Annotated in this window: 16 protein-coding genes; 12 read left to right on the top strand and 4 right to left on the bottom strand. The window is 33.9% G+C overall.

The genetic code is table 11. The features are described from left to right. Window positions 1-31: 31 nt before the first annotated feature. From AC8GF4_RS11840 to AC8GF4_RS11865, 6 genes are all read left to right on the top strand, one after another. On the top strand, window positions 32-1,546 hold the full coding sequence (locus AC8GF4_RS11840) for an ankyrin repeat domain-containing protein (protein WP_506594877.1): 1,515 nt from the start codon (window positions 32-34) through the stop codon (window positions 1,544-1,546). Between the two features lie 4 nt (window positions 1,547-1,550). Then, entirely contained in the window at window positions 1,551-2,033 is a 483-nt protein-coding gene (locus tag AC8GF4_RS11845) for a DUF2271 domain-containing protein (RefSeq protein ID WP_506594879.1), read from the top strand. 162 nt (window positions 2,034-2,195) lie between these two features. Next, a complete protein-coding gene (locus AC8GF4_RS11850; RefSeq protein WP_506594880.1) occupies window positions 2,196-4,373 on the top strand; it encodes a PepSY domain-containing protein in 2,178 nt (725 codons plus the stop codon). Window positions 4,374-4,586: 213 nt separating this feature from the next. Beyond that, entirely contained in the window at window positions 4,587-5,582 is a 996-nt protein-coding gene (locus AC8GF4_RS11855) for an FAD:protein FMN transferase (RefSeq protein WP_506594882.1), read from the top strand. Between the two features lie 537 nt (window positions 5,583-6,119). Further along, entirely contained in the window at window positions 6,120-8,399 is a 2,280-nt protein-coding gene (locus tag AC8GF4_RS11860; RefSeq protein ID WP_506594884.1) for a TonB-dependent siderophore receptor, read from the top strand. A gap of 178 nt (window positions 8,400-8,577) precedes the next feature. After that, a complete protein-coding gene (locus tag AC8GF4_RS11865) occupies window positions 8,578-9,897 on the top strand; it encodes an APC family permease (RefSeq protein WP_506594886.1) in 1,320 nt (439 codons plus the stop codon). A gap of 241 nt (window positions 9,898-10,138) precedes the next feature. Here the strand turns inward: AC8GF4_RS11865 and AC8GF4_RS11870 are convergent, their stop codons facing one another. After that, window positions 10,139-12,772 carry a valine--tRNA ligase gene (locus AC8GF4_RS11870; RefSeq protein WP_506594888.1) on the bottom strand — a complete coding sequence of 878 codons (2,634 nt, stop codon included), beginning with the start codon at window positions 12,770-12,772 and terminating at the stop codon, window positions 10,139-10,141. A gap of 162 nt (window positions 12,773-12,934) precedes the next feature. Between AC8GF4_RS11870 and AC8GF4_RS11875 the strand changes: the two genes are divergently transcribed. Next, window positions 12,935-13,324 carry a DUF1573 domain-containing protein gene (locus AC8GF4_RS11875; protein ID WP_506594890.1) on the top strand — a complete coding sequence of 130 codons (390 nt, stop codon included), beginning with the start codon at window positions 12,935-12,937 and terminating at the stop codon, window positions 13,322-13,324. Window positions 13,325-13,382: 58 nt separating this feature from the next. Here the strand turns inward: AC8GF4_RS11875 and AC8GF4_RS11880 are convergent, their stop codons facing one another. Further along, entirely contained in the window at window positions 13,383-14,714 is a 1,332-nt protein-coding gene (locus AC8GF4_RS11880; protein ID WP_506594892.1) for a PDZ domain-containing protein, read from the bottom strand. Window positions 14,715-14,840: 126 nt separating this feature from the next. On the opposite strand from AC8GF4_RS11880, the gene AC8GF4_RS11885 reads away from it, so the two are divergent. The 5 genes from AC8GF4_RS11885 to lgt all read left to right on the top strand — a co-directional run bounded on the left by AC8GF4_RS11885 (window position 14,841) and on the right by lgt (window position 19,867). Next, window positions 14,841-16,037: a pyridoxal phosphate-dependent aminotransferase gene (locus tag AC8GF4_RS11885; RefSeq protein ID WP_506594894.1), complete on the top strand. Its 1,197-nt coding sequence runs from the start codon at window positions 14,841-14,843 to the stop codon at window positions 16,035-16,037. Window positions 16,038-16,226: 189 nt separating this feature from the next. Further along, on the top strand, window positions 16,227-16,898 hold the full coding sequence (folE, locus tag AC8GF4_RS11890; protein ID WP_506594896.1) for a GTP cyclohydrolase I FolE: 672 nt from the start codon (window positions 16,227-16,229) through the stop codon (window positions 16,896-16,898). Window positions 16,899-17,033: 135 nt separating this feature from the next. Then, the gene (gene cysS / locus AC8GF4_RS11895) at window positions 17,034-18,512 is read left to right on the top strand and encodes a cysteine--tRNA ligase (RefSeq protein WP_506594898.1); all 1,479 of its coding nucleotides are present in this window, start codon (window positions 17,034-17,036) and stop codon (window positions 18,510-18,512) included. 59 nt (window positions 18,513-18,571) lie between these two features. After that, entirely contained in the window at window positions 18,572-18,859 is a 288-nt protein-coding gene (yidD, locus tag AC8GF4_RS11900) for a membrane protein insertion efficiency factor YidD (protein WP_506594899.1), read from the top strand. A 78-nt stretch (window positions 18,860-18,937) separates the two neighbouring features. Further along, the gene (gene lgt, locus AC8GF4_RS11905; protein ID WP_506594901.1) at window positions 18,938-19,867 is read left to right on the top strand and encodes a prolipoprotein diacylglyceryl transferase; all 930 of its coding nucleotides are present in this window, start codon (window positions 18,938-18,940) and stop codon (window positions 19,865-19,867) included. Window positions 19,868-20,171: 304 nt separating this feature from the next. Here lgt and AC8GF4_RS11910 read toward each other — a convergent pair whose 3' ends face one another. Further along, window positions 20,172-21,764 carry a T9SS type A sorting domain-containing protein gene (locus tag AC8GF4_RS11910; protein ID WP_506594902.1) on the bottom strand — a complete coding sequence of 531 codons (1,593 nt, stop codon included), beginning with the start codon at window positions 21,762-21,764 and terminating at the stop codon, window positions 20,172-20,174. Window positions 21,765-22,165: 401 nt separating this feature from the next. Further along, a complete protein-coding gene (gene secDF / locus AC8GF4_RS11915; RefSeq protein ID WP_506594903.1) occupies window positions 22,166-25,135 on the bottom strand; it encodes a protein translocase subunit SecDF in 2,970 nt (989 codons plus the stop codon). Window positions 25,136-25,258 lie beyond the last annotated feature (123 nt).

The raw sequence follows: 25,258 nt of genomic DNA on the forward strand, positions 1-25,258 counted from the left end.
TCCTAAAAAATATCCAATTAATAAAACCATTATGAAAAAAAATATTTTCATTGCTTTTGCCCTAGCCACAACTCTTTTGGTTAGTGCGCAACAAAAAAATACACTTCTGGAGCAGTCCTTTTGGAAAACAAATCCAGATGTAACTGCCGTCCAAGCTGAAATAGCAAAAGGCAATAACCCAACTGCCTATAATGACCGATCATTTGACCCTGTTGTCATAGCCATTAATAACGATGCACTAAGCGCCACAATAAAATTCTTATTGGAACAACCCGGTAACGGCGTTAATAAATCGACACACGACAATCGTATTTATTTGCATTGGGCAGCTGGAAAAGGAAATCTAGAAATCATAGAATACCTTATAAGCAAAGGTTCAGATACTAATTTAGAAGACAGTCACGGCGCATTTCCAATTACGGCTGCTGCAAATAGCGGTGTTAGTAATACGGCGGTTTATGAAGCTTTTTTTAAAGCGGGTACAGATCCGAAGAAAAAATACGCCAATGGTGCCAATCTCCTGCTAATGGCTATACCTTTCGACAAAAACGGGACACTTACTGACTATTTCATTACTAAAGGAATGTCTCTTAAAGATGTGGATAAAGATGGAAGCACAGCATTTGATTATGCAGCAAGAACCGGAAACTTAACTTTATTGAAATCCATTTTAGAAAAAGGGGTAAAACCAACCGACAACGCTTTACTCATAGCTGCTCAAGGTTCACGCAGGGATGCAACCACATTAGAAACCTACAAATACTTGGTTGAAGATTTAAAACTTAAACCGACAGCTACCAACATTGACGGACAAAATGTACTGCATTTTCTAGTAACAAAAGCGAAACAAACCGAAATCATCAACTACTTCCTGTCAAAAGGAGTTGACGTAAACAAAGCAGACAACGATGGCAACACTCCATTAATGATTGCTGCTTCGGGTAAAGAAAATAATGGAACTTTAGAACTATTACGCCCACTTATAAAAAATATAAATGCACAAAACAAAAAAGGAGAATCGGCGCTAACAAAAGCCATTCAATCTGGAACTCCTGAAACTGCATCGCTTCTTTTAGAAAAAGGAGCTGATGTAAAAGTGCTGGATAAAGACGGGAACAATTTAGGTTTTTATCTAATTGATTCCTACCGACCACAAATAGGAATAGGCCGCGGTCCTGAGAATGCAAATGCTCCAAAAGATCCTTTTGCTACCAAAACAAAATTGCTTCAGGATAAAGGATTAAACTTAGCCAGCCCTCAAAAAGACGGGAATACAGTATACCATATCGCTGTAACCAAAAACGATTTAACTTTACTGAAAAAAATCGCTGATTTAAACATAGATGTAAATACAAAAAATAAGGATGGGTTGACTGCTTTGCACAAAGCGGCAATGATTTCTAAAGACGATAGCATTTTAAAATATCTGTTATCTATTGGTGCCAAAAAAGAAATCACTACCGAGTTTAATGAAAGCACTTATGTGCTGGCAAAAGAAAATGAGTCATTTATAAATAACAAAACAGATTTAGAATTTTTAAAATAATAATATGAAGTCAATACTAAAAATAGCCCTTACAAGCGCATTCATTTGCCTTTTATCTTTTCAAGCAATAGCCCAAACTAGCAAATACAAATGCATGCTCCAAATGTCTAACTACGTAGGTGAAGGTGCTTATATCGTAGTGTCATTAATCAATGCTAAAGGTGAATATGAAAAAACACTTTACGTGATGGGAGACGACAAAAAATGGTACAAAACAGTCAAAGAATGGCATAAATTTTATTCGAAAAAACCTACCGATATTAGTGCCAAAACAGGCGCTTCGGTTACTGGTGGTGACCGTAGCACTACTACACTGGAAATTGAAGACAACAAAATTAACAAAGGATATAAATTAAGATTCGAATCGGCAGTAGAAGACAATAAATATTACACCGCTGATTTAGAAATACCCCTGACTACTGAAGGAATTGCGGCAAAGACAGAAGGCAAAGGTTACATCAGATACGTGAGATTGAATAAAATCTAATAGCAAGAAATGGGACACAGATTCCACAAATATTCACAGATTTTACAGCTTGTATTTTTAGGCTTTTAAACCTAATAAGCTTGTATTGTAATCTGTGTGAATTTGTGTAATCTGTGTTTACATTTTTAAGTAAAACCATAATTCCCATAATAAATTTCATCAATGACTCTTTCTTTTTGGCGTTACACACATTTGGCTTTGGCTGTATTTTCTGCAACTTTTTTAGTATTGGCATCCATAACGGGTACCATACTTGCTGTCGATGCAATTCAGGAAAAAAACCCTCCTTACAAAGTCGAAAATTTTGACACAATAACACTGGGAGAAACCTTACCTATATTACGCAAAGCCTATCCTGAAATAACGGAATTAAGTATAGACCACAATCAATTTGTAACGCTACAAGGTATCGATAAAGAAGACAATGATGTAAATGCCTATATCGACCCCAGAACAGCTAAAATATTGGGAACACCCTTAAAAAAAAGTGAATTTATCCAATGGGTTACGGCGCTACATCGCTCTTTATTTCTCAAGGAAACTGGGCGATTTTTTGTTGGTTTCATTTCTTTTTTGCTTGCCCTTATATCTATTTCGGGTTTTGCTCTTATTCTGAATAGACAAAGAAGTTTTCGAAGTCTATTTTCTAAAATCATAAAAGAAAACTTTGCTCAATATTATCATATTTTTTTAGGCAGACTATCGCTTATTCCAATTCTGATAATTGCACTTTCCGGAACATATTTAACCTTGGAAAAGTTTAATTTTTTTATCGAAAAAAAAGAAACAATTTCAGAGGTAAAAACAGAGATTTTGAAAAATTATCCCATATTCAAAAGCATTCTTCTGGCTGATATACAAAAAATAGAATTTCCTTTTTCAGACGATCCCGAAGAATATTATATCATCAAATTAAAAGACCGAGAAATCGAAGTCAATCAAATTACGGGTGCTGTAATTAGCGAATTACAATCACCAATTACGACACAATTATCGGACTTGAGTCTTGATTTGCACACCGGACGAGCAAGTATTTTGTGGGCTATAATTTTAGGAATAGCGAGTTTGAATATTCTGTTTTTTATTTACTCCGGTTTTGCCATGACCTTAAAACGAAGATCAAGTCGTATTAAAAATAAATTCAAAGCCAATGAAAGTAAATTCATCTTACTAGTAGGATCTGAGAATGGAAGTACGCTACGATTTGCTAATGCCATTCACAAACAACTGCTGGCTCAGGGAGAAAAAGTATTTATTGCAGAATTGAATAATTATACCGCTTTCGCAAAAGCGGAACACCTTATCATTTTTACCTCAACTCACGGATTGGGTGATCCGCCATCTAATGCAAACAAATTCATTTCTCTTATCAACAAAACCGAACAACAGCAAAAAATCAATGTTTCGGTGGTTGGTTTCGGTTCGAAATCCTATCCTGATTTTTGTGGTTTTGCATATAAAATGGACGAATTATTGGCTAATCAAAATTGGGCAGAACGTATTTTAGAACTGCAAACAATAAACGACAAATCAGCAGTAGAATTTGTAGATTGGGTAAAATTATGGAGTGACAAAACAGGAATTTTTCTTTCTGCTGTCTCATCGGTATACAATGACATACCAAAAGATTTGGAAAAAATGTTGGTATTGGACAAAACTGCCATTTCGGCTAACGGATTTACATTTTTAGTAACGCTTAGAACAAATAGATTCAGCAAATTTGATTCAGGAGATCTGCTGGCCATTTATCCAGCAAACGACTCACGTGAACGCTTGTACTCCATCGGAAATAGCAATGGAAATATACAATTGGCCGTCAAACTGCATCCTTCTGGTTTAGGTTCTGGCTATTTATATAATCTCGAACCAGGTGAAGTCATAAAAGCACGAATCATCAAAAACCCCACTTTCCATTTCCCTAAAAAGGCATTCAAAGTAGCCTTGATTTCAAATGGAACCGGTATCGCTCCTTTTCTTGGAATGATAGAACAAAACAAGAAAAAAACAGAAATTCATTTGTATTCTGGCTTTCGAAGAGCGACAGAGACTGTTTTAGGTTATAAAAAATTTGCTGATGAAATGATTGAAAAACAGCATCTCAAAAGTTTTAATTTGGCTTTATCACGTGAAGAGGAGCATTATCATGTAATGGATTTAATCAGAAGAGATGCGGACTTTTTTAACAATATGCTGATGCGAGGTGGTATTATAATGATTTGCGGTTCGCTTGCTATGCAAAAGGATGTGGAATCTGTTCTTGATGAACTTTGTTTAGCCAAATCAACTACAGGAATTTCCGATTATAAAATCAAAGGACAAGTGCTGTCAGATTGTTATTAGTTTTAAAAAATAGGTTCTACCATTAATTGTTTGGCTAATGAAAAAATAAAGAGAAATTTTCACCATTAAGAGATTGAGAAAAATTAAGTTTTCTAGGACTTAATGGACCTTAATAACTTAATGGTGTTAATAAAAATTAAATTTTTAATTTTAAAAACCCACACGATTGAGTCCAAAACCCAAAAATATTGTCACAGATTTAAAACAAACTTTATGTCGGCTAAATACCAATTTCTATTTCTTTTTTTAACGCTTCTTAGCTTCTCAAGCAACAGCCAAGTATTACGCAAAAGAACCACAATGCTTATGGGTGGCCGTTTTGACATTAGCATTGTGGCCAAAGATTCGCTTTCGGCAGAACAATATATAGACGAAGTTATTGCCGAAATTACCCGAATTGAATATTTAATATCCGATTGGAAACCTACGACTCAAATATCTGAAGTAAATCAAAATGCGGGAATTCGTCCTGTAAAAGTAGATCGAGAAGTTTTTGAGTTAACACAAAGAGCCATTCAATTTTCAGAAGTAACAAATGGAGGCTTCGACATCAGTTTTGCGTCAATGGACAGAATCTGGAAATTTGATGGCTCGATGACCGAAATGCCATCGGCGGAAGCCATAAAAAAATCAGTAGAAAAAGTGGGGTATAAAAACATTATTCTGGACAGTGTTCAATCGACCATTTTTCTTAAAATCAAAGGTATGAAAATTGGTTTTGGCGCTTTAGGCGAAGGTTATGCTACAGATAACTGCCGTGCAATGATGAAAGCCAAAGGCATTGAAGCCGGAATAATAAACGGCTCAGGAGATATGAGTACTTGGGGAAAACAACCTAACGGAAAAGAATGGAATATTGGCATTACAAATCCCTTTGAAACTGATAAACTGATTGCTGTTGTCCCAATAAGCAATGGAGCTGTCACGACTTCTGGGAGCTATGAAAAATTTGTAGTTTTAAACGGCAAACGCTATTCGCACATCATCAATCCTGCAACAGGTTATCCTGCAACAGAACTATGCAGTGTGACAGTTTTTGGTCCTAATGCAGAAACTGCAAATGGGTTGAGCACTTCATTAATGGTATTAGGAAAAACAGCTGGATTAGATTTGCTCTGCAAATACCCTGATTATAGTTGTCTAATGATTACTGATTCTGGTAAGATAATAAAGTCAAAAAACTTTAAATTCAAAACAAAAAAGAGCTGAATGGCAGGGTAGAATAAATGATCTGCTTACTTGTCATTCCGAAGGAATCTATCCCGTCCCATTTTGATTCATTCGAAATGAATAACGTTATTTATTATTCAAACTTTTTATAATTACCGCTTAATTCTACAAACAACAGCAGTTGTTTGCTATTTTTCTACCATATAAGTCATATAAGTTTTCTTTTTTAAGAAAGTGCATAAAATTAAGTTCATTTAAGTCAAAGCTCGAAGTCGATTCAAGGGTTTTAACTTATATTCTCTTTAGCGTGCTAGCTTAAGGCATAGTAAGAGAATAACTTATATGGCTTATATGGTTAAAATTTATGCTGTTTATCATAGAATAAAGTCATGATTACTTTCATCATTCCTCTCAAATTGTACCATTCTCTTTCAATATTTATTTATAAACCACTGTAAATAAACACTGTTAAAATAAATGTGAAATTTTATTTTTATTTGGTCTAAATAAGCTTGCGGAATCGAAATTGAGGTTTTATATTTGCACTGTTATTTTTAATTATTCCAAATAAACGAAATGAAATATATTTTACTACCCTCCATTTTCTTGCTATTAAGTTTCACTATACAAGCACAGGATATAGCAATTAACACTTCAAAATCTACTGATAATGATCTTTACTATTTCTCAAACGATAGTATAAAATCAATTAATGACACTGTCAAAAACAAAAAAGGACAGCTCTTGAAAGAAGTTATTATAACTGCAAACAAACAGCCAAAACCCATTTCCGCCTTACGTTCTGGATTAAAACCAATGGACACACCACAAAGTGTACAGGTGATTGGGAATGAAGTTATCACTCAACAACAAGCCATTCGTTTGAGCGAAGTCTTAAAAAACGCTAATGGTGTATATGTAGGATCTGCCCGAGGTGGAGCACAGGAATCTTTTTTTTCAAGAGGATATGACATGTCGGCCAATAATATGCTTAAAAATGGTTTTCGTTATAACGCAGGTTCTATACCCGAAGTTTCTTCATTGGACAAAGTAGAATTCCTAAAAGGTAGTTCTGCTTTATTATATGGAAATGTGGCTCCTGGAGGAATCTTAAATTTGGTTACCAAGACGCCTTCTTTCAAAAAAGGTGGAGAAATATCCATGCAAATGGGAAGTTACTCTTTCTACAAACCCTCCATAGATATCTATGGCCCTTTAAACAAACACATCGCCTATAGATTTACGGGTTCTTATGAAAACTCAGAAAGTTTTAGAGATGTCGTAAAAAGAGAGCGTATTTATGTGAATCCATCCTTACTTTTTCAAGTATCCGATAAAACTCAAATTACAGTACAGGGAGATTTTTTAAGCGATGATTGGACTCCTGATTTTGGAACCGGAATCATCGGAACAGAAATTGTAGATGTACCCCGTAGCAACTTTTACGGAGCACTTTGGTCAAATGGAAAAACTAAATCTGCTAGTGCTTCGGCCTTAGTTAACCACGATATCAACAAAAACTGGAAACTTAATTTTAATAGTTCTTTTCAAACGTATGATAGACAATCAAAATCGACTGCTCAATTATCAACTGTTACTGCAACTGGTAATTGGACAAGACCATTAGTTGAGAATAAAAATTTAGAACAAATAGTTGGAGATCAATTAAGCCTTCAGGGTAATTTTAATACGGGATCAATAAAGCACCAACTATTTACTGGAGTAGATTGGGAAAATTCATTTGCAACAGCCTATACTTTTGCCTTTACTCCAACCAGTTATGACACTATCAATCTTTATACTTTTGACCCTTCAACTCAAAGAAACGATATTCCAAACTCAAGAAATACTCAAATCGTAAAAACAGATACCAATCGTTTCGGAATCTATGCTCAAGATTTAATATCGTTTACGGATCAAATTAAAGTATTGGCGGGTATTCGTTGGTCATGGCAGGAAGCAGAGGTTACTACCTATAAAGAAATATACAACAACACTACTAAAGTCCAAACAACATCGCCCGAAAATACAACGCCAACTGTAGCACCAAAGCGTTTAGACAATGCTTTTTCACCAAAAATCGGATTAGTATATCAGCCTACAAAAGACATGTCTTTGTTTGCAAGTTACTCTAACTCGTTTACACCAAATACAGGTACAACAGCTGACCTTCAACCAATAAAACCTTCTATTATTGATCAATATGAAGCAGGTATCAAAAAAGATTTCTGGAGAGGAGTTCTAAGTACTAACGTTACAGTGTATCAAATTACCAACAGTAATCTGGCACAAACTGCAGAATTCAAAGCAGATGGATCACTCAATACAGATACTAGTATCAAAACCCTAAGCGGTGAAACAAAAAGTAAAGGTATTGAAGTAGACATTACCGCAAGACCTATTGAGGGACTGAATATAATTGCAGGTTACAGTTATAATGATATGCGTTATTCTAAAACATCGGGTTTAAACGGTAGTTTTATCGAAGGGGATCGTTTGGTAAGAACTCCAGCAAATACTGCCAATTTAAGCTTTTTCTACACATTGCAAACAGGAATGCTAAAAGGAGTATCTTTTGGAGCTATAGGGAACTATATAGGAAATCGTCTTGGAGGTTGGAATGACCAAAACAATAATGATTTAACTAAATACCCCGATGGAATCTACCATAGAGAAATCCCTTTAGAAGGATATACCACAATTGATGCATCGGTAGGTTATTCCTGGAGAAAAATTTCTATACTATGCAGATTATCTAACATTACAAATGAGTTGAATTATACCGTACATGAAAATTACAGTGTAAATCCAATTGCTCCGCGTCAAGTAATGACAAGTTTAAAATATCAATTCTAAGACTTTTATTTGGGATTAATTTCATCCTAAGATATTTCTGCATTTCATTTGAAATACAATTACAAACCTCGTTTAGCAATAGACGAGGTTTTTTACTTTATATAAAAAGAGATTTTTTGTTATATTTGAAAGAGTTACAAAACTTTTACTCCAATTATCTATAGTTAAACTAATCAATATGACAGACACCAAAAAGAATCAATTAAAGAAAAGTTTAGGGTTATCTTTTAATATTGCCGTTTTGATTGGAGGTACAATTGGAGTTGGCATCCTACGGGCACCAGGTTCTATAGCAGGAATGTTGGACAATTATTGTTTAATTATTCTGTGCTGGCTTTTTGGAGGATTTTACATTTTAATAGGCGCCAATTCGTATGCCGAACTAGCTACAATGCTACCCAAAGCTGGAGGATCCTACAATTATATCAAAAGAGCTTTTGGAGCATACGCTGGTTTTTTATCAGGTTGGTTTGATTATATTGCAAATGCAACCCCACCTGCTTTTTATTGTATTGTTATCAGCGAATATATTGTTACGCTATTTCCAAGTTTAACAAATCTTACTACAGCCATTGCCATTGCCTTTTTAGTTGGATTTACTTTATTACATGTCAGTGGTGTAAAAAACGGGAGTTACTTACAGCAACTAACTAGTGTAATTAAAGTCATTTGTTTTGTGACATTGATTGTGGCCTGTTTTATGTATTCTGGACTAAAATTCAACCCGATCGAAAAAGACACTCCATTCTTTGAAATGGGACTTGTATTTGGTTTTTTCAAATCATTACAATTGGTAATCGGAACGTACGATGGTTGGAACTGTGTTTGCTTTTTTTCTGAAGAAGATGAAAATCCCAGTAAAAACGTTCCTAAATCATTATATACCGGAGCAATAATCGTTATTTTACTTTATGTTTTAATAAATATCGCATTTTTCCAAGTTTTGCCGGTTGCTTCAATGGCCAATTCACCATTGGTTGCTTCGGATGTAGCAAAAGTAGTCTTTGGAAACAATGGTTCGATTATAGTGACTATTATCGCTATATTTTCTTTGATTAGCATTCTCAATGCCTATATGATGATTCCGGCCCGAATATTATTTGGTTTGAGTCGCGATGGTTTTTTTACAAAAAAAGCAACTCTTATAAACAAAGGAGGCACTCCAGTAGTTACACTTATAATTTCCTCCTTATTCGCTTTACTATTGATTTGTATCGGTTCTTTTGAAATATTATTCGCCTTTGGCACCTTCATGACAGTCATTGTTTGGGGATTGGCATATTGCGCTCTTATCAAATTAAGAAAAAAAGAACCCAATTTACCAAGACCCTATCGTTCTTGGCTTTATCCTTGGTCAACACTCTTTATGATATTGGCTACGCTAGCACTGTTAATTGGTTTTGCTTACAGTGACAAGGAAAACTTTCTAATCATTTTAGTGATCGCTATAATTTCATATCCTGTATTTTTATTTATAAATCGAAATAGAAAAGAGTAAATCCAATACAACTAAAAATCCCAATCCTGAAAATTTCAGCATTGGGATCTTAATTTTAAAACTTTATAAAAAATCTATACTCAATCGTATGGTTTTTAAAAATTAAATGTTTAAATTTTATTTGAACCATTAAGTTATTAAGATTCATTAAGTCCTATAAAACTTAATTTTTCTTAATCTCTTAATGGTAAAAATTTTTCTTATTTTGTTTCTAAACCAAACAACTCATAGTAGAAAAAACCTATTTTAAACTCGCCAAACTCTGCTCAATCGTTGCAATTTTAGAAAGCGAATCTGCTTCTTTTTGTCTTTCGTTTGCCAAAACTTTTTCTGGCGCACCAGCCACAAATTTCTCGTTTGAAAGTTTGTTTTGAACCGATTTTAAGAACCCTTGTGTATAAACTAACTCAGCCGTAAGTTTTGCAATTTCAGCTTCTAAATCAATATTTCCGGTTATTGGAATAAAATATTCATTCGATTTTACTCTAAAGGACAACGCCCCATCCACTTTATCTGAAACGTATTCTAATGATGTGATGTTCCCTAATTTGGTTACAACCGAATCAAAATAAGTAGACACTTTGTCATTGTTTACCACTTTTAATTCAATAGTATCTTTAAACGGAATATTTTTGTCTTTACGAATGGTTCTAACTCCAGAAATTACCTCAATTGTGTTTTCAAAATCAGTAATTAATTGCGCATTAAACGGTTTAATTTCTGGCCAAGTCGAAACAATTAAAGCTTCTTCGGTCGTTCTTTCTGCTACTATTTGCCAAATTTCCTCTGTCAAGAACGGCATAAATGGATGCAATAATTTCATATTGTTTTCTAACATTTCTATTGCTTTCGCAAAAGTAACGCTGTCAATCGGTTGTTGGTAAGCTGGTTTTATCATTTCTAGGAACCAAGAACAGAAATCGTCCCAAACCAATTTGTAGATTGCCATTAAAGCATCGGAGATTCTGTATTTTTCAAAATTGTCTTCGATTTCCAAAAGCGTTTGTTGCAGTTTGGCTTCATACCATTCAATCGCTACTTTGGAAGATTCTGGTTGTGGAATTGAATCCGATACTTCCCATCCTTTAATCAATTTGAAGGCATTCCATATTTTGTTAGAAAATGCTTTTCCTTGATTACACAATTCTTCGTCGAACATGATATCATTTCCGGCAGAAGCGCTCAAAAGCAAACCTACACGAACACCATCTGCACCAAATTTTTCAATCAGTTCTAATGGTTCAGGTGAATTCCCTAGCGATTTAGACATTTTACGACGTTGTTTATCTCGAACCAATCCCGTCAAATACACATTTGTAAAAGGTTTCTTTCCTGTATATTCATAACCAGCTATAATCATTCTCGCCACCCAGAAAAACAAAATATCTGGACCGGTTACTAAATCATTCGTTGGATAATAGTATTTAAAATCTTCACTTTCTGGATCCATAATTCCGCCAAAAACAGACATTGGCCACAACCATGATGAAAACCAAGTATCTAAGGCATCTACATCTTGACGTAAGTCAGAGGTTTGAAGTGAGATGTTAGAAGTTTTCGTTTGTGCTAATTTCAAAGCTTCATCAATAGTTTCGGCAACTACAAAATCTTCTTTTCCATCTCCATAAAAATAGGCTGGAATCTGTTGTCCCCACCACAATTGACGCGAAATATTCCAATCGCGAATATTATTCAACCAATGCGCATACGTGTTATTAAAACGAGCTGGGTGCAATTTAACATCTCCATCTACCAAAACCGATTGAATGGCTGGTTTTACCAAATCTTCCATTTTCAAGAACCATTGGTCCGACAAACGAGGTTCGATTACAGCCTTAGTTCTCTCAGAAGTTCCTACTTTATTCAGGTGCGTTTCGGTTTTTGCCAAAGCACCATTCGATTCTAATTCTTTTACAATTTCGGCACGAACCACAAAACGGTCTTTACCTTGGTAATGCAATCCAAAACTATTTAGCGTAGCATCATCATTGAAAATATCAATAATTTCAAGGTTGTGCTTTTCTCCTAATGTTTTATCATTCATATCGTGAGCAGGAGTCACTTTTAAACAACCCGTTCCAAATTCAACATCAACATATTCATCTTCTATAATAGGAATCACCCTTCCACAAATTGGGACAATCGCTTTCTTCCCTTTCAAATGAACAAAACGTTCATCATTGGGATTGATACAAATAGCAGTATCCCCAAAAATAGTTTCAGGACGAGTCGTTGCAATTGTTAAGAAATCTTCGCTTCCTTCAATTTTATATTTAAGAAAATACAATTTCCCTTGTTGTTCTTCATAAATTACTTCCTCGTCAGACAAAGTCGTTTTGGCTTCGGGATCCCAGTTTACCATTCTATACCCGCGATAAATCAATCCTTTGTTATATAAATCTACAAAAGATCGAATTACAGACGCAGACATATCCGGATCCATAGTAAATTTAGTGCGTTCCCAATCACAAGAACAACCCAACTGTTTCAGCTGATCAAGAATAACTCCACCATATTTATCCGTCCATTCCCAAGCGTGTTTCAAAAACTCTTCGCGTGATAAGTCATTTTTATTGATTCCTTCCGCTTTCAATTTGGCAACGACTTTTGCTTCTGTAGCTATCGAAGCGTGATCCGTACCAGGAACCCAGCAAGCATTTAATCCTTTCAAACGTGCTCTACGAATCAAGACATCCTGAATCGTGTTGTTAAGCATGTGTCCCATGTGCAAAACTCCTGTAACATTGGGAGGAGGAATTACAATAGAATACGGCGTTCTATGGTCTGGCTCCGAATGAAAATAATTATTTTTCATCCAATAGTCATACCATTTATTCTCGATAGTTTTAGCGTCAAATTGTGCAGGAATTGTCATAAAAAAGCAACTTTTAAAACCAAAATTAGACTTTGGTTTGATTTTTGATATTCAAATATAAGGACAAAAGTAAATAATAAAGGACAGTATAAAAAGCGAAATAAAAAATTGTGCATTAATTAAAAGATACTATATTTACTTTGCCTACTAAAAAACAAGAAAATGAAAACGAATGTAACTTTTATTGTATTATTATTTTTAAGTGGTATAGGCTATGCTCAAAGTGGACCAAAAATTGACATTCAACAAACAGACAACACTATTGATTACGGCAAAGTCTACAAAGTAAGCGACAATGGAATCAGAAACTTCACATTTACCAACACTGGAGACGCTCCTTTAACGGTATTAGAGATTCAATCAACAGCAAGTTGTACCGTATTATACAAACCTAGCCAACCTATTTCACCTGGAAAATCAGATCGAATTGAAATAAAATACAATATGACTCCGGGGCCAATTCGTAAAACTATTACAGTCGAAACAAATGCTGTAAACTATGAAGGAGGAAGAGTTCCATTAAAAATAAAAGGAGAAGTACTTACTAATTAAATATAAACCTACTTTAGTTAAAGACGTTTTTTGATAAATTCAAAAAACGTCTTTTTTTTTATAAAACATCTTTCAACTGAAAAGACACTTTGTATAATTGATTATTTCTTTCTACTTCTAAATAAATCCAAGCCTCATCTACCGATTTAAACATCTCATTTATTTTTTGCATGGTATACAAATAAGCTGGCTTTTTATTTATTGAAACAATTAAGTCACCAACTTGTAATCCACTAATTGCTGCGGGAGAATTTTTTCGAACATTTGAAATCTCATAAATAGGTTTTAGCTGAAATTTATATTTAAAATTATTAGTTATATTTTTACCACTACTATCAAATGTAATGCCTCCTTCGATAGGAACTGTCTCCAACTTTACAGTTTCTTGTACCCATTGCAAACCATTTTGCTGTACTTCTACACCACTTTCATTATAAGTAAAAGGCGAACTAAAATAACTGTTTTTCTTTAAATAAAGCAGCCCATTTTTATAATCAAAAACGACAGAAAAGCGTCTTAAAATTTCACCCCCAACAGATCCAACACGGTTTTGTACCATCCGAACATTTTTTATGGAACTCGAATCTGGGAAAGCTACAATAGGGCTTTTAAAATCATATTTGTCAAATGAAAATTTTTTAATTCTAGCTCTTTTTCCTTCAACATCTCCACTAAACCCCTTTCCTAGAAAATCATCAAAATTCTTAGTTGGAACTTTAATATTATCTGATAAATTTTGAAAAAGCCAGACAGAATCACTATTACCAATATCAATCAATAATTTTACCGGGACATCAGCTTCCATTAATGAAACAATACCATTCAAATAGGGTTTGGATTTTTCAATACTGATTGGGATTTTAAAAAATTTTTTTTCAATTTTTTTTATTGAAGATTCATTATTTTTATAGATTGTTGCTTTTTTACTTGCATAATCAATGCGCACCAAATTATCTTTAAAGAATTGATAACCTATGATACCATTTACTGGAATTCCAATTTGAGAAGACAAATTAAAACTTTGGTCTAGAATAACATATACAAGTTGGTGAGTGGATTTTACTCCATGCAATTCCAAAATATTGTTTGTAGTTTTTAAGCCTTCTATAGCCTCTTCACTGCCCAAACCTTTCAGATTTATTTTTTCGGAATTATAAAAATTAACATTTGGATTGTCTTCTAGACTAAAGAGAATTGTTTCTTCAACACCTGTATCCAAAAGAAAATTCAACTCTACACCGTTTATTTTTATAGGAATGAAAACTAAATTATTAATCATTGTAATTGGCACTGTAACCTTCTCAACTCCTTTGTCAAAAACAAAACCATCCTGCCCATAAACTGGCATTACTGCTACAAATAAAAAGAAAAACGCACATTTTATTTTCATTTAGTTACATTTCTATATTATTACCCAATTATACGATAATAATCATCAAAAAACAACAAAATAGACGCATTGTTTACATCTTTTTTGGAAAATAAATTGCAAATTTGCACCTCAAATTTTACAATCATGCCCGAAATTTCAATCAGAGGTCGAAGAATGCCGGAATCGCCAATCCGAAAATTGGCTCCTTATGCAGACATAGCTAAAAAAAAGGGTCATAAAGTCTATCATTTAAACATTGGACAACCCGATATAAAAAGCCCTGAAATTGCCATCAAAGCGATAAAAAATATTGATTTAACGATAATTGAATATGGTCCTTCCGAGGGATATGAAAGCTATCGAAAAAAACTAGCCCAATTTTACACCAAACAAGACGTAAAAGTAAGTTATGAAGATATAATGATAACTACAGGTGGATCTGAAGCACTTTTGTTTGCCCTAGGTAGCATCATGGATCCGGGTGATGAAGTCATAATTCCTGAACCCTTTTACGCTAATTATAGTGCTTTTTCTGAAGAATCAAGTGCCAAAGTTGTACCTGTAATTTCTACTATTGATAGTGGGTTTACATTGCCAACAATTGAAGAATTTGAAAAAGCAATTACACCAAAAACAAAAGCGATTTTAATTTGTAATCCCAATAATCCCACAGGATATTTATATTCAGAATCTGAAATTAAACAATTAGGAGAATTGGTTAAAAAACATGATCTTTTTTTGATTGCAGACGAAGTGTATCGTGAATTCATCTATGACGAAAGAGATCTTCACTTTTCTGTGATGAACCTACAAGGAATCGAACAAAATGTAATCATGATTGATTCGGTTTCCAAAAGATATAGTATGTGTGGCGCACGTATTGGCTGCATGGTAACAAAAAACAGAGCCGTAATTGCTGCTGCAATGAAATTTGCACAAGCTCGTTTATGCCCACCAACAATTGAACAAATTGCCTGTGAAGCAGCAATTGACACCCCTCAAAGTTATTTTGACGAAGTTATAGTGGAATACAAAGAACGTAGAGATATTTTAATTAGTGAATTGAACAAAATTAATGGAGTTAAAGTTACTACACCAAAAGCGGCTTTTTACTGTATAGTAGAGCTCCCTATTGTAAACGCAGATGATTTTGCACAATGGCTTTTGGAAAAATATGACTTGAACGGCGAAACAGTTATGATAGCGCCAGCTGCGGGATTCTATTCGACCCCAGGAGTTGGTTTGAACCAAGTACGTATTGCTTATGTCTTAAAAAAAGAAGATCTAATTAGTGCCGTTCAAATTTTAAAAGAAGCATTGACTGTTTACAATTCAAAATAGAGAATAAATCACATAATTTTTAAAAGGCAATAGCATTTATGGTATTGCCTTTTTTGTTTTGATATTGAATTAATCAATCTTTTCATCAATTTTTGCAATAATTAAAAGCTGAAACGATAGAAAATGTTTCCTTTTTATTAATTATCTTTACCCCTTAAAAAAACACACTCTTAATAATAGTATCTTTTAATGATAAACAACGAAGAATTTCAAGACGAAATAGGAAACAATCATATTAGTACAAATGCTCAAAATCCAGTAAGAAAGGATGCTTTTGACATTACCGATGAAGAAAAGATTGAAAAAATAAAAAAAGACGTCGAAAGCATCCTGCAAACTTTGGGAATGGATTTGACAGACGATAGCATGAAAGGAACACCTAATCGTGTAGCCAAAATGTTTGTAAAAGAAATTTTTGGGGGATTGAATCCTGACAAAAAACCAAAAGCTTCCACTTTTGAGAATAATTACAAATACGGAGAAATGTTGGTCGAAAAAAACATTACACTCTACTCTACCTGCGAACACCATTTATTGCCTATAATCGGAAGAGCACATGTTGCTTATATTTCGAGCGGAAGAGTAATTGGACTTTCAAAAATGAACCGCATTGTAGAACATTATGCCAAAAGACCTCAAGTACAAGAGCGTTTAACAATGCAAATTGTTCAAGAATTACAATTAGCATTAGGAACAGAAGACGTAGCTTGTGTAATTGACGCCAAACACCTATGCGTAAATTCTAGAGGTATCAAAGATATCGAAAGCAGTACGGTTACCTCTGAATTTGGTGGAAAATTCAAAGATCCTCAAACCAAAAGAGAATTTTTGGATTATATCAAATTGGAAACTAAATTTTAATATTCAGAAAAAATCTCATCCTTACCCTAAAGCCCTAGCCCTGATTGAAGTGAAAATCCTTTTTTATCGTTTTTTTTCGAACGATAAAAAAGATTGAAACGGAAAGCAGGATAAAGCTCCAAAAAAATAAATTTTATGTCTTTATATAAAAGTCAGACCTTAAAAATATACAATTCTCTTTCGGGGGAAAAAGAAACATTTACGCCAATTAATGAAGGAAATGTGGGGATGTATGTTTGTGGACCGACCGTTTACAGCAATGTCCATCTTGGGAACGTAAGAACTTTTATGTCGTTTGACGTAATCTTTAGGTATTTATTGCATTTGGATTATAAAGTGCGCTACGTTCGAAACATTACGGATGTTGGACATATTGTGGACGATGTGGATGAAGGGGAAGACAAAATTGCCAAAAAAGCGCGTTTGGAACAACTGGAACCTATGGAAGTAGTGCAACGTTACACTGTAGATTTCCATGATATTTTGAATGCTTTTAATTTTTTGCCACCGAGCATTGAACCCACCGCAACGGGACATATTATTGAGCAAATCGAAATCATAAAAACCATAATTGACAAAGGAATTGGATATGAAGCCAATGGTTCTGTTTATTTTGACGTTGTTAAATTTAACGAAACCAATCATTATGGGATATTAAGCGGTCGCAATATTGAAGATATGCTGGCCAATACGCGTGATCTTGACGGACAATCCGACAAAAGAAACCCGCAGGATTTTGCTCTTTGGAAAAAAGCAGAACCACAGCATATTATGCGTTGGCCTTCGCCTTGGAGCGACGGTTTTCCGGGATGGCACCTGGAATGTACTGCGATGAGTACTAAATATTTGGGTAATCATTTTGACATACACGGCGGTGGAATGGATTTAAAATTCCCGCATCACGAATGTGAAATTGCACAAAATGAAGCTTGTACTGGACATACTCCCGTAAATTACTGGATGCATGCCAATATGCTTACATTAAATGGCAAAAAAATGGCAAAATCTACTGGGAATAATATTTTACCCGGAGAAATCTTGACTGGAGAAAATTCTTTTTTAAGTAAGGCTTTTTCTGCTTCAGTAGCACGCTTTTTTATGCTACAAGCACATTACAGAAGCGTTCTTGATTTCTCTGACGAAGCGATTGTAGCTGCTGAAAAAGGATACAAAAGGTTAATGGAAGCAATAGATTCTTTAAAAGGAATATCGATAAGCGCAACAAGTTCTATTGATATAGCCAGTTGGAAACAATTGTCTTATGACGCCATGAATGACGATTTCAACACACCAATACTTATTGCGCAATTATTTGAAGGCGTTCGATTTGTAAATTTATTAAAAGACGAAAAAGAGACTTTAAATGCAACCGATTTAAAATTGTTTACAGCAACTATGCAGGCTTTCGTGTTTGATGTTTTGGGATTGGAAGAAGAAAAAACCAACGGCAATACAGACAAATTAGAAGGCGTAGTAAATATGCTTATCGGTATGCGAAAACAAGCCAGAGACAATAAAGACTTTGCTATGTCCGATCAAATTCGGGATCAATTAATAGCTTTGGGTATTCAATTGAAAGACGGAAAAGAGGGAACAACGTTTAGTGTTCAGTAGTCAGCTTTTTAGTATTCAGACTGATCACTAAAAACTGAACACTGATCATTATATAAAATATGTTAAATAAAATCCTCATCTATCCATTTGTATTACTTGTTCGGTTTTATCAGGGAGCTATATCCCCTTATACTCCCGCAGCCTGCCGATTCGAACCTACATGTTCGAGCTATATGATTCAAGCATTGCAAATTCATGGATTGTTTTATGGAGGATATTTAGGAATAAAAAGGATTTTGAGTTGTCATCCTTGGGGAAGGAAAGGCTATGACCCTGTTCCAACCTCACCCCGGCCCTCTCCTCCAGAGAGGGAGAAAAAAAATAAGAAGTGCAATCACAATCACTAAAAAAAGAAATTTTCTTACCTTTTGCTTAACACAATTACTCAAATCAAAATAGTATTTTCACAAAAAATATAAATATAAATGACACACGCTTTAAACATTGTTTGGAATCCCTCTGAAGGAATTGATTTAGGTTTTTTTGTAGTTCGTTATTACAGTCTAATGTTTGTAATTGCTTTTGGATTGGGTTGGTATATTATGAAACATATTTTTGAAAGAGAAAATGTTGCAATAGACAAATTAGACTCTTTGTTTGTTTGGACAGTCCTAGCCACTTTAATTGGAGCTCGTTTGGGACATGTTTTCTTTTACGATTGGGAATATTACCGCAACAATTTAGCCGAAATCATTTTGCCGTTCCGCTTAAGTCCAAGCTTTAAATTTACAGGATACCAAGGACTTGCGAGCCATGGAGCGGCTATTTCAATAATAATAGCAATGTACTTTTTTGCAAAAAACATACTTCATAAACCGTTGCTTTGGATCCTTGACAGAGTAGTAATACCAGTAGCGAGTGGTGCTATTTTTGTACGTTTGGGTAATTTTTTCAATTCAGAAATTGTGGGTAAAGAAACTACTTCTTCTTTTGGAATTCGTTTTGTAAGAGATCATTTCTCACCTAGAGAGGCAGTCAATGCTACGCAACTTGCAACACCAACAGAAGCATACAATGCTATAGCGACCAATCCACAATTTGCCAATTTATTGGAACAGGTTCCCGCCAAACATCCAGCACAATTATATGAAGCTATTTGCTATATCTTTGTTTTTGCCGTATTATTCTTCTTGTATTGGAAAACGGATGCTCGTAAAAAATCAGGCTACTTATTTGGTTTATTCTTAGTTTTATTATTTTCGGTACGTATAGTAGTCGAATCAGTAAAAGAAAGTCAAGGTGGATTTGAAAGCGACTTAGGAAACCTATTATCAACAGGACAATGGTTGAGTATTCCTTTTATAATCGTTGGATTGTATTTTGCTATTACTGCCAAGAAAAAGAGTGAAGTATAAATTGAATCCACCTTTTAAAAAAACAGCCACTGAAAATTATCAGTGGCTATTTTTTTTTAAAAGATTGAGAAGATATATCAACTCAATAAAAGTGGATTTGTAATCCACATCTACAACTAAGAGTATTTTACAACTAAGATAAAAACAAGAAAACCACTTGTAATAAGTGGTTTTCTTGACTATCTATTTCATGCAATCTAGAAAAGTATAATTCAAATTCTGCTTAATTACTTCTCGACATATAGTGAATTACTATTAATCTAAATATTAGCAAAAAGTGACAGTATCCATTTTAAAAATATTATTAAAATAAAACTTTTTTAACAATAGTCTCTATACCCGTCTGTAAACGCACAAAATACAATCCCTTGGCATAGTTATCAATTGAAATAGATCCATTTCTAGTTGCACCCACTTTTTGATACACTTTTCTTCCATTTGCATCAAAAATAACAATAGAATCAATGTCAAGGTCAGTAGCATTATAATACAAAACATCTTTATCTACATATAAATATGACTTTTCTAAAGATTCAATTTCCTTAATTCCTAAAACCACATCTGGTCCCGTTGTACAATCGCTAACAACTGTCCACTGTCCCGTAGTTTTACCCGGGGTTTCATTAGGATTAACAAAGTAATTACTTTTCCAAATTTTAAGATTATAATAAACTTGAGTATTGGCATTCGGATATGATTTTGAAGAATCATATTCATTTATGCCACAATATTTAACAGGACCACCAGTACTCGAGCAAGTAAAGGTTGTCCCACTATAAGGAGCCATAGCATATTTATTAGCATCAGCTATTGCAGTAGCCACAGCAGTACCGTTTAACACTTTAGAAGCTACATTTAAATACGAATAACTAGAACTTCCACTACCTGTTAATAACAATTGCCAAATCATGATACCATCTTTATCCCCAACCCTACTAGGATAATTTTTGATGTGATTGGATAAATCGGCAATATTTTGGTGGTTATATTCATAATAAGGCCCCCACGGTTCTTTCGGGTAATGAATACCCGCTACAACTTTAAATCCATACTTTTCGGCATAATAAGCATATGAATCGTACATAATTTTTCTATTGAGACTCGCTCCAGTATTATAGCCCTGGAAAGCGACGATATCAATTTTGTCTCCAACGCTTTTGATAACAGGAATCATATGTCCTGTTGAAGAAAATCCAAAAAGATTTATTCCGTTTGATGGAAAAGAATAATTATTCATATTTGTGTCCGTCTCTCCCGTAAGTGTATTTCGGTTACCATACGCATAAGGTGAAGCGATATCGTTATTTAGAGAACCACCTAAAGCACCGGCTCCTGAAGGAGCACAGGCAAGAATGTATCCTGCACTTTTTGGCATTAATGCTCTGGAATTGGTAAAAAAGTCAATAAAATGTTGAATGTTTGCAGTGTTACCAATTTCACTAAAGGAACCATTTGGCTCAAAATCCCAATCGATACCCGCCAAACCAAGATCATCCACTAAATCTTTAATTTGAACGTAATTAATACGGCTGTAAACTGTGGGATCTGTCCAAAAAGTTTCTCCACCAATAGAAAGGATCACTTTGATTCCTTTCGCTTTTAAGGCGGTAATACTTTCTTTAAGCGTACAACCATCATAAGGCACTTCAATCCCTGTTTTTGAAATATCCATCGACCCCTTAACATATTGAAGATCGGGTTTACCAAAAGACAAAATAATCATATTCACATAAGAAGGAATTTCTCTCAATTTAGAACTTTGTCCTGAACCCGCATAAGACTCAGACCAAGAAGGAAAATAGGCCATAACAATTGGATCTGTAAAAGTTTGGGCGTAAAATGAATTTGTTGTGCTCAAAAAAAACAGCACCATAAGGAATAAGTAGGATTTTCTCATTTTAATTTTTAGAGGTTTAACAATTAAAAGAATTTTGGGGAAAATCTTTTAATTTATTTTAAACGCAAAATAAAACACTTTTAACCTAATAAAAAAGGAATTTTTCTAATTAACATATAATATATAAATGCAATAATTAAAAAACGAATAAAATATGAATTTGATGACAAAACTAAATTTAAAGAAATCAACGAACTAATCAAACAAGAAATACAATACAGCTCAAATACTTCAGCCGTTACAACTGCAAGGTTTTCCAATACTTCTTTCCAAATAATATGTATTCCTTTCCATAACGATGTGTTTTCTACATCGGTTTATCAGAACTAAAGACTGGCTCAAAAAAAAAAAAAAAGATCCAACTATCGCTGAATCTTTTTATTTATATAAAACAACAAGAATTATGCTTCTTGATGATGTGCTTCTACTTGTTTCTTATCATCCATTGAGATAGTATCCACCAATACTGGAGTTGCTATAAACAATGAAGAATAAGTTCCTACTACAATACCTACAAGCATTGCAAAGATGAAACCTCTGATAGATTCTCCACCAAAGATGAACATGATTAACAATACTCCAATCATAGTCAAAGAGGTATTGATTGTTCTAGACATTGTAGAGTTAATGGATTTGTTAACAATTTCTCCAAAATTACCTTTTACTTTACCGTCTAAGAATTCACGAACTCTATCAAATACAATTACAGTATCATTCATTGAGTATCCGATAACAGTAAGAATTGCAGCAATAAAGTGTTGATCGATTTCCATACCGAAAGGCATAAATTTCCAACACAATGAATAAATTCCTAAAACAAAAATAACATCATGTGCAACAGCAGCTATCGCTCCTAATCCATATTGCCATTTTCTAAAACTAATAAGTAAATACAAAAATACAATTAGCATAGCACCCAAAACTGCCCAATAAGCATTTGCTTTAATATCTTCTGCAACAGTTGGTCCTACTTTAGAAGCTTGAACAACTCCTAATACTTTACCATCATAAGCATTAATAAATTTTTCATATGTTAATTCTGCAGAATAATTTTGCTTTAAGCTTTCGAATAACATTTTATTCACTTCTTCATCAACAGCACTTCCAGATTCTTCAATCTTGTATTTAGTTGTAATTTTCAATTGATTGTCATTACCTAAAGTTTTCACTTCGGCACTTCCAAATAATTTTGTCAATTCTTCTTTAACAACTTCAGCTTGCATTGGTTTTTCAAAACGAACTTGAAAAGTTCTTCCCCCTACAAAATCTACTCCTTGGTCAAATCCATTTGTAAAGATTGAAACCAAACTTACTACAGTTACTACTGCAGAAAAAACATAAGTCCATTTTTTAATCCCTAAGAAATCAAAATGGAAGTTTGTAAAGAAATTTTTAGAAAAATTAGTTACAAAACTCAAGTCGTTTTTACCTGCAATATTTTTGTCTATAAAAATTCTAGCTATAAAGATAGAAGTAAACAATGAAGTTATAATACCAATTAATAATGTGGTTGCAAACCCTTTAATTGGCCCTGAACCAAAGATAAACAATACAGCACCAATCAAGATGTGGGTAACGTTTGCATCAACAATAGAACGCATTGCCCCTTTCCAGCTATACGAAACTTCTACCGCTTCATTAAGAGACAATCCTGCTCTTAATTCTTCTTTTGCTCTTTCGTATATAATGATATTCGCATCTACTGCAGTACCCATAGTCAAAACAATACCAGCAATACCTGGCAATGTAAGTACAGCACCTAAACTTGCCAAAATTCCAAACATAAACAATAAGTTGACACCCAAAGCAATATTTGCATACCAACCTGCTTTACCGTAGTAAACCAACATCCATAGTGACACTAAAAGCAATCCAATTATAGCTGAATAAGTACCATTCTCAATAGCTTCTTGTCCTAAAGATGGACCAACAACATCTGATTGAATTATTTCGGCAGCAGCTGGTAATTTACCTGCTCTTAAAACGTTTGCTAAATCTTTGGTTTGTGTAACATCAAAAGATCCTGAAATCTCAGATCTACCACCAGAAATTGGTCCACTTGAAACACCTGGAGCAGAATAAACGATATCATCAAGAACAATAGCGATATTACTTTTTTGAGTATAAGCTCTCCCAGTTAATTCTTCCCATTCTTTAGCACCAAGATTATTCATTTGCATAGAAACCGCTGGCTTCCCTAATTGATCAAAAGTATCGCTAGCATCTGTTACAACACCACCACCCATTGAAGCAATATTATCTCTATTTCCTTTTAAAGCATACAATTCAACAACTTCTACATCTTTTTGTTTTGCATCTTTAATAGTAGTTGGTATTCCCCAACAAAATTTTGCATAACGTTGTTCACCTGTCAATAAAACTCTGATATCTGCTCTTTTAAAATAAGAGTTAACAACAGCAGTATCTTTTGGAGAGAAAAGACCTAAAACTGGTCCACCACCTTGAGAAACAATTTTATCAAACAAAGGATTATTTCCTTTTTTAGTAGAAGCCGAATCTTTAGTATCCGTCAACAAAGCACTTAATGAATCTTTTGCAACAGTTTTAGTTTCTGTTTTAGCAATTTCAGTTTTTTTCAATGACTCATTAGCAGCCATCATAAAATTACCAATTTCTTCTACTTTGTATGTTTCCCAAAATTCTAATTGAGCAGTACTTTGTAACAATTTCTTAATTCTATCCACATCTTTAGCTCCTGGCAATTCAACAAGAATTCTTCCAGTCTCTCCTATTTTTTGAATATTAGGTTGAGTTACACCAAATTTATCGATACGTTTTCTAAGTACTCCAAAAGCACTTTCAACAGACTCATCAACTTTTCTTTTAATTACTTTTTGAACTTGAGCATCTGTCATTTGAAAAGTAACTCCACCATCACCTTGCAAACTTCTATTTGCGAAAATATCAGGAGATGCTAATTTTACAGTTCCATTTGAATTGGCTTCAAATGCATCAAAAAATTTATCTAGATATGGTTTATTCCCTTCCATATTAGCAGTTGCATCTGCTAAAGACTTATTAAAAACAGGGTTTTTTGAATTATTAGATAATCCTTTCAAAATATCTTTAACAGAGATTTGAAGAATCACGTTGATTCCTCCTTCTAAGTCTAGTCCTTTGTTAATTTGTTTGTCTTTTGCTTCATTGAAAGTAAAATCTGTAAAACCTAAGCTAAACACTTTTTCTTTACCAATAGAATCCAAATATTTTAATTCTTTTTCTGGGTTTCCACCAGCAAACGTTTTTGCGTCACTTTTTATCTTACTTGAAACAAAAGTGAAAGAAAGTTGGTAAATACTTACCAATGCAAATAGAATTGCGAAAAATTTAATAAGTCCTTTATTCTGCATTATTACTAAAAATTAATTATTTTTATTTATTTATTTTTGTTTTAAACCCTATAAAATAAGCCATTACATCACTTTTTGAAAACAAAAAAGAACTGCACGATTTACATCATTTTTTTTAAACCG

This window comes from Flavobacterium rarum (SeqCode), from assembly GCF_965234445.1.
Classification (GTDB): Bacteria; Bacteroidota; Bacteroidia; order Flavobacteriales; family Flavobacteriaceae; genus Flavobacterium; species Flavobacterium rarum.

Coding starts and splice junctions, on each gene's coding strand:
- AC8GF4_RS11840 (WP_506594877.1), top strand. CDS start 32: ATGAAAAAAAATATTTTCATTGCTTTTGCCCTAGCCACAACTCTTTTG.
- AC8GF4_RS11845 (WP_506594879.1), top strand. CDS start 1,551: ATGAAGTCAATACTAAAAATAGCCCTTACAAGCGCATTCATTTGCCTT.
- AC8GF4_RS11850 (WP_506594880.1), top strand. CDS start 2,196: ATGACTCTTTCTTTTTGGCGTTACACACATTTGGCTTTGGCTGTATTT.
- AC8GF4_RS11855 (WP_506594882.1), top strand. CDS start 4,587: ATGTCGGCTAAATACCAATTTCTATTTCTTTTTTTAACGCTTCTTAGC.
- AC8GF4_RS11860 (WP_506594884.1), top strand. CDS start 6,120: ATGAAATATATTTTACTACCCTCCATTTTCTTGCTATTAAGTTTCACT.
- AC8GF4_RS11865 (WP_506594886.1), top strand. CDS start 8,578: ATGACAGACACCAAAAAGAATCAATTAAAGAAAAGTTTAGGGTTATCT.
- AC8GF4_RS11870 (WP_506594888.1), bottom strand. CDS start 12,772: ATGACAATTCCTGCACAATTTGACGCTAAAACTATCGAGAATAAATGG.
- AC8GF4_RS11875 (WP_506594890.1), top strand. CDS start 12,935: ATGAAAACGAATGTAACTTTTATTGTATTATTATTTTTAAGTGGTATA.
- AC8GF4_RS11880 (WP_506594892.1), bottom strand. CDS start 14,714: ATGAAAATAAAATGTGCGTTTTTCTTTTTATTTGTAGCAGTAATGCCA.
- AC8GF4_RS11885 (WP_506594894.1), top strand. CDS start 14,841: ATGCCCGAAATTTCAATCAGAGGTCGAAGAATGCCGGAATCGCCAATC.
- folE (WP_506594896.1), top strand. CDS start 16,227: ATGATAAACAACGAAGAATTTCAAGACGAAATAGGAAACAATCATATT.
- cysS (WP_506594898.1), top strand. CDS start 17,034: ATGTCTTTATATAAAAGTCAGACCTTAAAAATATACAATTCTCTTTCG.
- yidD (WP_506594899.1), top strand. CDS start 18,572: ATGTTAAATAAAATCCTCATCTATCCATTTGTATTACTTGTTCGGTTT.
- lgt (WP_506594901.1), top strand. CDS start 18,938: ATGACACACGCTTTAAACATTGTTTGGAATCCCTCTGAAGGAATTGAT.
- AC8GF4_RS11910 (WP_506594902.1), bottom strand. CDS start 21,764: ATGAGAAAATCCTACTTATTCCTTATGGTGCTGTTTTTTTTGAGCACA.
- secDF (WP_506594903.1), bottom strand. CDS start 25,135: ATGCAGAATAAAGGACTTATTAAATTTTTCGCAATTCTATTTGCATTG.